General features: G+C 65.9%; 9 protein-coding genes. 5 read left to right on the top strand and 4 right to left on the bottom strand.

What is annotated here, in order from left to right; genetic code table 11:
• Window positions 1-7 precede the first annotated feature (7 nt).
• From H289_RS0119550 to H289_RS0119535, 4 genes are read right to left on the bottom strand one after another with little or no spacing between them, the layout of a single operon-like run.
• Window positions 8-1,723 (bottom strand): GMC oxidoreductase, encoded by a 1,716-nt coding sequence (locus tag H289_RS0119550; protein ID WP_020102508.1) that lies wholly within the window; start codon window positions 1,721-1,723, stop codon window positions 8-10.
• Between the two features lie 10 nt (window positions 1,724-1,733).
• Window positions 1,734-2,759: a Rieske 2Fe-2S domain-containing protein gene (locus H289_RS0119545; RefSeq protein ID WP_020102507.1), complete on the bottom strand. Its 1,026-nt coding sequence runs from the start codon at window positions 2,757-2,759 to the stop codon at window positions 1,734-1,736.
• The gene (locus tag H289_RS0119540) at window positions 2,756-3,730 is read right to left on the bottom strand and encodes a PDR/VanB family oxidoreductase (protein ID WP_020102506.1); all 975 of its coding nucleotides are present in this window, start codon (window positions 3,728-3,730) and stop codon (window positions 2,756-2,758) included. The genes H289_RS0119545 and H289_RS0119540 overlap by 4 nt, the downstream gene beginning before the upstream one ends.
• Complete coding sequence (locus H289_RS0119535; RefSeq protein ID WP_029105467.1) at window positions 3,727-5,004, bottom strand: cytochrome P450; 1,278 nt, start codon at window positions 5,002-5,004, stop codon at window positions 3,727-3,729. The genes H289_RS0119540 and H289_RS0119535 overlap by 4 nt, the downstream gene beginning before the upstream one ends.
• Before the next feature lie 166 nt (window positions 5,005-5,170).
• Here H289_RS0119535 and H289_RS0119530 point away from each other — a divergent pair, with 166 nt between their 5' ends.
• The 5 genes from H289_RS0119530 (at window position 5,171) to groES (ending at window position 10,495) form a co-directional block, all read left to right on the top strand.
• Window positions 5,171-6,439, top strand: a complete 1,269-nt coding sequence (locus tag H289_RS0119530) for a PucR family transcriptional regulator (protein WP_029105466.1) — start codon at window positions 5,171-5,173, stop codon at window positions 6,437-6,439.
• 185 nt (window positions 6,440-6,624) lie between these two features.
• Entirely contained in the window at window positions 6,625-7,728 is a 1,104-nt protein-coding gene (locus tag H289_RS31960; protein ID WP_081633476.1) for an Abi-alpha family protein, read from the top strand.
• Between the two features lie 29 nt (window positions 7,729-7,757).
• Entirely contained in the window at window positions 7,758-9,179 is a 1,422-nt protein-coding gene (locus H289_RS0119520; RefSeq protein ID WP_020102502.1) for a DUF445 domain-containing protein, read from the top strand.
• Window positions 9,172-9,984, top strand: coding sequence for a universal stress protein (locus tag H289_RS0119515; protein ID WP_231388080.1), 813 nt, complete (start codon window positions 9,172-9,174; stop codon window positions 9,982-9,984). The genes H289_RS0119520 and H289_RS0119515 overlap by 8 nt, the downstream gene beginning before the upstream one ends.
• A gap of 208 nt (window positions 9,985-10,192) precedes the next feature.
• The gene (gene groES, locus H289_RS0119510) at window positions 10,193-10,495 is read left to right on the top strand and encodes a co-chaperone GroES (protein WP_029367666.1); all 303 of its coding nucleotides are present in this window, start codon (window positions 10,193-10,195) and stop codon (window positions 10,493-10,495) included.
• The last annotated feature ends 46 nt before the right edge of the window (window positions 10,496-10,541 follow it).

Raw genomic sequence — 10,541 nt, 5'->3', positions numbered from 1 at the left:
TCGGCCGCTAAGCGTCGTTCGCGGCCGGCGAGAGCGGGATGAGCGGCAGCCGCAGCGCCCCCGGAGCGCCTTCCGGCACAACCGGTTTGATCGGCGCGACAGCGTCCACCCGACGATAGGGCTGCCCCTGCTCGGGGCGCAGATCGTCCTCACCCTTGTTGGGCCACATGGCCGCCGCACGCTCGGCCTGGGCGGTGATGGTCAGCGACGGGTTCACCCCCAGGTTCGCCGATACCGCCGACCCGTCAACAACACTCAGCGTCGGGTAGCCGTAGACCCGGTGGTACGGATCGATCACCGCGTGCTCGGCGTCCGAGCCGATGGCGCAACCGCCGAGGAAATGCGCGGTCATCGGGATGTTGAACAGCTCGCCCCACGTACCGGCCGTCACGCCGTCGATCTTTTGGGCAACCCGGCGGGTCGCGTCGTTTCCGGCCGGGATCCACGTCGGGTTGGGCTCGCCGTGCCCCTGCTTGCTCGACAAGTGCCGGCCGCGCAAACCCCGTTTCGTGAACGTGGTGATCGAGTTGTCCAGGTTCTGCATCACCAGTGAAATCACCGTGCGCTCACTCCAATTGCCCACCGTCAGCACCCGCAGCAGCGCGCGCGGATGCGTCACGGCCAAGCCCAGGGCCTTCAGCCAGCGCGGCCACCGGCCACCGCCATCGGTCATGAGGGTCTGCAACAGGCCCATCGCGTTGGAGCCCTTGCCGTAGCGCACCGACTCGATATGGGTGTCGCTGGTCGGATGGAACGACGACGTGATCGCCACGCCGCGCGTGAGGTCCAGCGCCGGGTCGACCTTGTATTTCATTGCGCCGACGATGGATTCGGAATTGGTGCGGGTGAGCACACCGAGCCGGTCGGACAGTTGGGGCAGGGTGCCGCTGTCCTTCATCTTGTGCAGCAGGTTCTGGGTGCCCCAGGTGCCGGCGGCCAGGACGACGTGCCGCGCCGTGAAGGTACGACGGTTCTTGCGCAGGGTCCGGCCAGTGCGCACGGTGTCGATCTCCCAGATGCCGCTCGGACTCTGCCGCACGGAAGCGACCGTCGTCAGCGGATGCACTGTGGCGCCGGCATTCTCGGCCAGGCCGAGGTAGTTCTTCAGCAGGGTGTTCTTGGCGCCGTAGCGACAGCCCGTCATGCAGCTGCCGCATTCGATGCACCCGGTGCGGTCCGGTCCGACACCGCCGAAGAACGGGTCGGGCACGGTCTTGCCGGGTTCGCCGAAGAACACCCCGACCGGCGTCTGGACGAACGTGTCGCCCACGCCCATGTCCTCGGCGACCGCTTTCATGATCTCGTCGGCCGGGGTCATACTCGGGTTGATCACCACCCCGAGCATGCGCCTGGCCTGGTCGTAGAACGGCGAGAGTTCGTCGGACCAGTCGGTGATGTGGGCCCACTGCGGGTCGTTGAAGAACGTCGCCGGCGGCTTGTAGAGGGTGTTGGCGTAGTTCAGCGACCCGCCACCGACGCCCGCCCCGGCCAGGATGACGACGTCGCGCAGCATGTGGATGCGCTGCACGCCGAAGCACCCCAGCTTGGGCGCCCACACGAACTTCCGGACGTCCCAACTGGTTTTCGGGAACTGGTCGTCGGTGAACCGGCGGCCGGCCTCCAGAACGCCGACGCGGTAGCCCTTCTCGGTCAGACGCAAGGCGGTGACGCTGCCCCCGAACCCGGACCCGACGACGATCACGTCATAGTCGGTGTTGGACATGTACTTCTCCTCAGTTGAAACGGCTGGTTTCGTCGTCGACCATGTCCATCGCGATACGGCGGGCCCGGATCGCGGCCCGGTCGGCCTTGACGTTGATGTCGCGCCGGCGGCCGCCGGGTTCGTCGAGCCGCCGCTGGATCGTCTCCAGGATCGTGGCATTGCGGATGGCCCACTCGTGGAACATGATCCGCAGGTACTCGGTGATGGAGTCCTCGGCGCTGTCGTAGTTGCGGGCCAACTGCAGGAAGACGTGCGTCGCGCCGGGGGATTCGGGCGTGAATCCGTGAATTCGCAAGAGTTCGTACGACTTTCCATCGATGACGTCGATGGCGTAGTGCTGCGTATGCAGCGCGGGTGAGACGAACGTCCCCTCTTCACGCCGGACGGCGACCGTCTCTTCGGGCAATCCGGTGATCGCCGACTCCCACGGTGCCAGGCGACTCGGCTGAGTCACCCGGGTATAGGCCACGGAGCGTTCGGAGATTTCGACCTCGTTGAGCGGCGGCAGCTGCTGAATATCCGGCGGCACCATCTCCGGACGGGTGACGAAGACGTCGGTCAGGTCGAGGTAATGCTCATGCAGCAGAAGGTAATTTGCCTCGACGCGCAGGACCTCGGTGGAGCCGGTCCAGCCGGTCCCGTCCAGGTACCACGGCACGCGTGGCGGTGGACGCAGGGCCGCGGCGCGCGGCTCGCCGAGCCAGATCCAGACGAACGGCGCGGTCTCGACGACCGGGTACGCCGGCACCCGGGCCCCGGGCGGCACGTTCTCCTGCGAGGGCACGTCGGCCAGACAGCCGTCGGGGTTGTAGCTGAAGCCGTGATAGCCGCAGACCACTCGGTCGCCGTCCAGTCGGCCCTCCGACAGGGGATAGGCGCGGTGCACGCAGCGGTCCTCGAGGGCGACGACTTCGCCGGACGCGCGGCGGTACAGGACCACGTGCTTGTCCAGCAGACGCCGGGCGAGCAGTCCTTCGCCGACCTCATCGCTGAGCGCGGCCACGTACCAGCAGTTCAACGGGTAGTTGGTTCTCATAGGTCGAGCACCAGCCTTTCGGACCGGGAGCGCGAGACGCAGATCATGATGGTTTTGTTTTCCGCTTTCTCCGAGTCGTTGAGCACGGAGTCGCGATGATCGCCGATGCCGGCGATGATTTCGCATTCGCAAGTGCCGCAGACGCCTTCCATGCACGACCCCAGCACGTCGAGGCCCGCTTCTTCGGCGACGTCGTAGATCGTCTTGTCCGACGGCACGGTCAGGGTGATGCCGGACCGCTGGCATTCGATCTCGAACGTGTCGAGGGCGTCGGCCGGTTCCTCGATGGTCTTGGCCGAGAAGCGCTCGAGGTGCAGGCTGCCGTCGGGCCAGGACTGGCAGCCCTTCTCGACTGCGTCCAGCAGGCCCTCGGGCCCACAGCAGTAGACCAACGTCTCGTCCTGCGGCGCCGCCAGCACCGCCGCCAGCTTCGTCCGGAAAGCGTCGCCGTGCTCGTCACGCGCACAGACGGTCACGCGGTCGCCGAAGCGCTCCAGCGCATCCAGGTACGCCATCGACGAGCGGGAGCTGCCGCCGTAGATCAACTGCCAGTCGGCGCCCGTGGCCTCGGCGGTCTCGATCATCGGGAGCATCGGCGTGATGCCGATACCGCCCGCGACGAACTGGTAGCGCGGCGAATTCACAAGCGCGAAGTGGTTGCGCGGCCCGCGCACCCGGACCGTGGTGCCCTCGTGCAGCTTGTCGTGGACGTACTGCGAGCCACCTCGGCTGTTGGGGTCGAGCAGGATGCCCACCTGCCACTCGCTGCGGCTGGCGGTGCTGCCGCACAGGGAGTACTGCCGCGTCAGCGACGGCGACATGACCAGGTCGATGTGAGCGCCGGGGGTCCACTCGGGCAGGTCCGCGCCGGACGGGTCGGCGAGAGTCAGCGTGACGACACCGTCTGCTGACTGCTCGCGCCGACGCACCTCCAGGTCGACCTCGACTTCCCGGTATGCAGCGTTACTCACAGTGCCCTCTGTTCTTCGCCCGAGCGGCTCATCGCCGCGCGCCGGACGGGGATCGACTTGTACTGGTTCAGGAACAGCGCCCGCACTCGGGTGGGATCGCCGTCCAGTGTGAGGTCCGGGAACCGGCGGACGGTCTCCTGAATCCACAGCTTCAGTTCGAGGCGCGCCAGGTTGGCGCCGAGGCAGAAGTGCTTGCCGCGGCCGCCGAAGGCCTGGTGCGTGTCCGCCAGCCCCTCGCGGGTGATGTCGAACTCGTGCGGATTCTCGAAGACGGTCTCGTCCCGGTTGGACGCCAGGTACCACAGCAGCAGCCGGTCGCCTTCTTTGATCTGCTTGCCGTGCAGCTCGAAATCGGTGGTCGCGGCCCGGCCCATGAAGGCGAAGGCGGGCGCGTAGCGCAGGCCCTCCTCGACCGTGGGTTCGAGCAGCTCCGGGTTCTCCTGCAGCAGGATCAGCTGATCCGGGTTCTGCATCAGGGCCAGCATCGTCGCGCTGTAGGTGGCGCGCGTCGAGTCGTTGCCGGCGGTCATGAGCAGGGCGAAGAACGTGGCCATCTCGAGTTCCGTGAGCTTCTCGCCGTCCACTTCGGCGTTCATCACCGCGGTGATCAGGTCATCGCGCGGGTTGTCTCGCCGCTGAGCCATCTGGTCGTTGAGGTACGTGATGATCTCGCCGACGATGGCGCCGGCGTCATCCCACTGCTTGCGGATTTCCGGGTCCTCGAACGCGCTGAACACATTGGTCCAGTAGACGAGGCGCTCGTCGTCCTCGGCGGGCGTCCCGAGCATCGAGCCGATCACCCGGGCCGGCACCGGCCGGGCGACGTCGCGGACCAGGTCGAAGCTCTCACGGTCGGCCACGCTGTCGAGGACGTCGTTGATGATCTGCTTGATGGCCTCTTCGTGGGCCGCGACGCGTTCGGGCGTGAACGCCTTGATGACGAGGGCCTTGAGTCGGTCGTGTCGCGGCGGGTCCATCGAAATCAGCTGCAGGCGCTGGATATCCAGCGGTACCCCGATGTCGTCGACGTTGAAGATGCCGCGCTTCTCGGACGAGAACGTGCGATGGTCGCGGCTGACGGTGCGCACGTCGTCGAAGCGGGTGATGGACCAGAAGCCGCCTTCGCCGGGGACAGTGCGCTGCGGGCTGTAGTGCACGGGGTCTTCGCGTTGCATGCGGGCGAACAACTCGTACGGCGGACCGTCGTCCCACACCGCCGGGTCGGCAAGGTCGACGGCGGCGAGGTCCACTTCGGTTGCGGCGGCAGTAGTCACGTTGCCCTCCTCGTTGGTCTGATGTTTACGAAAGCTATTCATCGCGGCCGCCGCGATCGACGTCTCGGGACGACCAACTCTCGGGGCGTTTGCGGAGCGTCGTTGTCGTGCGGCGACAAAGCCCGATTTGCAGCAACTTCGGGGCCTCGTGATCTACGGTCAGTTCATGCCGGAAAGACGCGTCGATGAGGGGAGCGTCGTCGCACGCGCAGCACAGATCATTGGCGCGCTCGACGGCAAGTTGGGCGACATCACACAGTCGATCCAGAAGATTCTTCTGACCGAGATCGCAGAGCTCAGCGACGATGCGCAGCTGCTCGAATTGCAGGCGCACACCGTCGCGGCCAACGTCGAAACGGTCTTCGCCTCCATTCGGCACCGGATTCCGATCCAGGACGTCGTACCGCCGACGGAGTCGCTCGAACACGCGCGGCGGATGGCCCAGCGTGGGGTGTCCGCAAACGCGGTGGTGCGCGCCTACCGGCTGGGCCACCAGGAAGTGATGAACTTCGTGCTCGACGAGATCGCCGACTCGGACATGGATCCGCGGTGGGGCCTCGACGTTTTCAAGTACTTCCAGACCGTCGCGTTCGGTTACATCGACTGGATTTCGCAGCAGGTCCTCATCACCTACCAGCAGGAGTACGACCGCTGGGTGGAGAACCGGAACAGCATGCGGGCGCAGCGGGTTCGGGCCATTCTCACCGCGGCCAGCGGCGATGTCGACGAGCTCACCGAGGAGATCCGCTACCCGCTGCGGCGCGTGCACCTGGCGCTGGCGCTGTGGTACCCCGATGACAACGGCGGCGACGAGCTCGTCCGCATGGAGCGGTTCGCGAACCATCTCGCCACGTCGCTCGGCACCCATGAGCCGCCGTTGTTCCTGTCGGTCGACCACCTCACCGCGTGGGTCTGGCTGCCGTTGTCGGCGCAGGGCGCCGAGGGCGCGTCGGACCGGATCCGGGAATACGCCGCGACACAACAGGATTCGCCATGGATCGCGCTGGGCAATCCGTTGCCCGGCATCGAAGGGTTCCGGCGTTCGCACGAGCAGGCAGTGGACGCCCGCGCGGTCGCGGTCGTGTCGGGCTCGGCCGACCGGCGCATCACCGCGGCGAGCGACCCAGGGCTACCCGTCGCCACGCTGCTCGGCGACAACGTCGGATCCGTCGGCGCCTGGGTGGCCGAAATCCTGGGCCCGCTCGCGAGCGACACCGAGAACGACGAACGGCTGCGCGAGACATTGCGCGTGTTCCTGCGGACTGGGTCGAGTTTCAAGGCCGCCGCCGACGAAATGCACCTGCATTCGAATTCGATCAAGTACCGGGTGAACCGCGCGATCAGTCGCCGGGGCACGCCGATTGTCGACGATCGCATCGAGGTCGAGGTCGCATTGCTGCTCTGCCACTGGTTCGGTCAGGCCGTTCTGAACTGACAATTCGTCGTTGCGGGCCCATTTGTGGACCGTCGACAACGCGTGCCCCGGGTGCGGTACGAACTTTGGCTGTTTGCGACGTAGTTCGCTTGCGCTGCCGTCAGTAGTTTTTGGATCACTGCGAAACGCATATCAGCGAGCCGGTCCTTTGGATAATTACTCGCACAGTCCGACGGAGGCGAATAATGGGCGACGATCCAAAATCCGACAAAGCGCGTGGTGCATCGCCCTCCGACGATCACGGTCAAGATCAAAGCAGTAATCCCTTGGGCGCCATAGTCGATCCGCTCACCAAGCTGGGCATCGACACCGCCCGGGACATCGCGGCCGCCGTGCAATCGACCCGGGCTGCCGCCGGCGATCTGCTCAAGGTCGTCAATATTCTGAGTCGGCTGCCCGGACGCGAGACGCACCCGGCGCCGGCAGCCATTGCGTCGCCTTCGGAAGTCACCGAGGACAGCGACGATATTGACGATGATGACGAAAATGCCGCTGCCGCAACCGCAGTGCTGCCCGTCGTGGCGCCGGACGCAGCGCCGGCCGAGAACCCGGGACTCTTCGGCGGCCTCAAGCGCGCCGCGGAGTCGGCGCTGAATCCGGCCGCCGTCATCGGCGTTGCTGTCACGCCGGTGCGCCGCGTGATGGGCTCCGGCGACGCCGCCAAGAAGAAGCCCGAACACCGCGACGGGGACAAGAAGGCCGAGAAGCACGACAGCGACGCCGACCTGCGCCACTGGGGCGACGACCTGATTGCCAAGTCGCAGAAGCCGACACGTAAACAGGCGCACCGGCATCCGGCATTCGGCCAGATCCTCAGTGAGCTTGCGCCGGACGAGGTTCGGATGCTGCGCTTCCTGGCCGTCGCGGGCACCCAGCCGTCCATCGACATCCGGACGAAGACGATGTTCCAGGTCGGCTCCGAGCGGCTCGTCAGCGGCGTGAACATGATCGCGGACATGGCCGGGTGTCGTTGGCCGGAGTCCGACCAACGCTATCTCGCGAACCTCAATCGTCTTGGCCTGGTGCGCTTTTCGTCTGAGCCAGTGGCCGACTACCGGCGCTATGCGCTGCTCGAGGTGCAACCACGCGCACTCGAGGTGACCGAGGTGATACCCAAGACCATCAGCGTGTACCGCAGCATCTATCTGTCGGAATTCGGCGAACAGTTCTGCGAGGTCTGCATCGACACCGACGGCTACAACGCCGGGGGATGGGCCACTGATGAGCGCGGCGACAAGATCATCGGGAAAGGTCCGCCAGATCTCGCCGCGCACAAACCCAAGCACTGATCCGACCCCGACAAGCCCAGGGATATTTCATGACAACGCTCGCCGCCGGGCCCTTTCTTGATTGGGAGGAGCTCACCGGACAATCGAAATTCGTCGTCGACATCATCAGCGTGCCGATCTTCAGCGCGATCGCCGGCTTGATCACCAACTGGACCGGCGTCATCATGTTGTTCGCGCCCGTCCGGTTCACCGGCTTCTATGTGCCAGGCTTGAAACGGATATTTCCCTTTCTGCCCCGCAAGGTCCAGATTCTGCCGACCTTTGCACCCAACGGAATTCTGGGTTTTCAGGGATTCATCCCGTGTCGCGCCGAGAAGATGGCCAGCCTCATCGTCGACACCTCGATAGCCCGGATCGGCAAGATTTCGGACTTCTACGAACAACTCAATCCCGACAAACTCGCGAAAGCCATTGCGGTGGCAGCCAGGCCGGATATCGGCCGGCTGACCACCGAGATCATCGAGGCCCGACATCCGCAGATGTGGCGGTCGCTCCCGCAGCCGTTGAAGGACGAGGTGCTGCAGACCGTCGACGCCGAGTTGCCGACCATCTCCAAGCGGGCCTTCGCCAAGATCGGCGAGAACATCGACCAGCTGCTGAACGTCAAGCTGATGACCGTCAACTTCCTGCGTCGCAACCCGGAAGTGTTGCGGGACATCATCAAAGGCATGGCGGTGCCCGAGCTGCGCTTCATGGTGCGCGTCGGCGCGCTGGGCTTTCCGTTCGGTGTGCTGCTCGCGCTGTGGCTGTCGCTGATCTACTACTCCAGCGATGAGGCGCGCGAACACGCTGCGGCCCATGGCGGTTTCGCCATCCACCTGCCGGGGTTCCTCGACTCGATCCTGCATTTCCTGCCGACCTGGCTGTGGGTGCTCGGCGGGGCCGCGGTGATCGGCATCGTCGTCAACATCATCGCGATCAAGGTGGTGTTCGAGCCCGGCGAGCCACAGCCACGCTACAAATACCTCTGGAAGCAAGGGCTTTTCGCGAAGCGGCAGCACCAGGCCGCCCACGAACTCGCCACGATGCTGTCGTTACAGGTCCTGACGGTCAAGAACTTCGCGCACGAACTGCTCAACGGTGCCAGCGCGGACAAGACCCGCGCGCTGATCCAGTCCGCGGTCGGAGAAGAAGCCGAGCGCATCCTGGGTCCGTACCTGGTCGTCGCCCGCAACTCGTTCGGAGTCGTCGATGTCGAAGGACTGCAACGTGGCGCCGGGGACAAGCTGGTCGATTTCGCCCCGAGCGTCCTCTACGACCCCGGGTTCAACAAGACCCAGGCCAAGAAGATCGAGACGTTCGCGACGGAGAAGTTCCGGGCGCTGCCGCCGGACAAGTTCGGCGAGATGCTCTATTCGGCCATCGAGCAGGACGCCTGGCTGCTGTACGCCCACGGCGGACTCCTGGGCATCCTCGTCGGCGCCGTCCACATCCTCGTCTTCGGTGCCTGACACCCCGACCGAAAGGGCCGCCATGGCGTCCTATTCCAGAATCGTCGTCGGCACCGATGGGTCCGACGAGGCGACCGACGCGGTCAGCGTCGCCGGCGTGGTGGCGGCCGGCCTCGGTGCGCCGGTCACCGTCGTCACCGCGTGGAAGCCGAGCGTTTCGGTACCGGGCGGACGGGAACAGCCGTGGGCCGATCTGACGGCCGAGGGCGCCGACGTCGATCTCACCGCGCTGGGCGTCACGACGATCGAGAAGATTCCGGTGAAGGGCAGCGCGTTCGACGCCCTCGTCGACGCCGCCGCGCAGACCGAGCGGCCGCTGATCGTGGTCGGTGCGGCGGGTCTCGGCCACACGTCCAGCAGGTTCTGGGGGAGTACCTCGAACGAACTGTCGCACCACAGCCCCGTCGACGTGTTGTTCGTGCGCAAGCCGGTCGCGGCCGTACAGACGATCGCCCTGGCCACCGACGGCTCCGACACCTCGGTGCGTGCGGTCCGTGCCGGGTACGACCTGGCGGCCGCACTCGGCGCCCGGCCGATCCTGGTCACGGTCGCCGGCGACCCCGCTGCGGCCGAGGAGACGCTGAACGCCGTCGAAGGCCTACTGGGAATCACCGGCTCGTTGGAGCGGCTGGCGCTGGTCGGCGACCCGGCTGACGTGCTCGCGGCCGCCGAATACGACGTCGTCGTGATCGGGAACCGGGGCATGGCGGGCTTCGCCCGCGTTCTCGGATCGACGGCCAACACCATCACTCATCGGGCGACGTCCAACCTGCTCCTGGTCAACACGTCACCGGCGGCTGAGTAGCCTGCTGTTTCAGCCCACAGCGAGTTCGCCGAATCCGGCACTGCCCCACCCTTGAGCGCTAGCACTCGCGTGTATAGAGTGCTAGGTGGCACGCGGCCAACCGCGCTCCGGCACCCGCGACGACGGTGTGTGGTCAGGACGCTTGCCGAACAACCTGGCATCCGGGGATTGGCCCTGGATCGACATACCAACCAAGTGGAGGGCTTCCATCGTGGCAGTCAACATCAAGCCACTCGAGGACAAGATCCTCGTTCAGGCCAACGAGGCCGAGACCACGACCGCTTCCGGTCTGGTCATCCCTGACACCGCCAAGGAAAAGCCGCAGGAAGGCACCGTCGTCGCAGTTGGCCCCGGCCGCTGGGATGAGGACGGCGAGAAGCGGATCCCCCTGGACGTTGCCGAGGGCGACACCGTCATCTACAGCAAGTACGGCGGCACCGAGATCAAGTACAACGGCGAGGAGTACCTGATCCTCTCTGCCCGCGACGTGCTGGCTGTCGTTTCCAAGTAAGCATTCGTGTCCCGCCCCGGAAATCCCCGTGCCCGCACGGTGATAT

Origin of the sequence: Mycobacterium sp. 360MFTsu5.1 (genome assembly GCF_000383495.1) — a bacterium.
In the GTDB taxonomy this organism is placed as follows: domain Bacteria; phylum Actinomycetota; class Actinomycetes; order Mycobacteriales; family Mycobacteriaceae; genus Mycobacterium; species Mycobacterium mucogenicum_B.
Note: the sequence above shows the minus strand (reverse complement) of the source record. Positions and strands in the feature narration are given on the sequence as shown.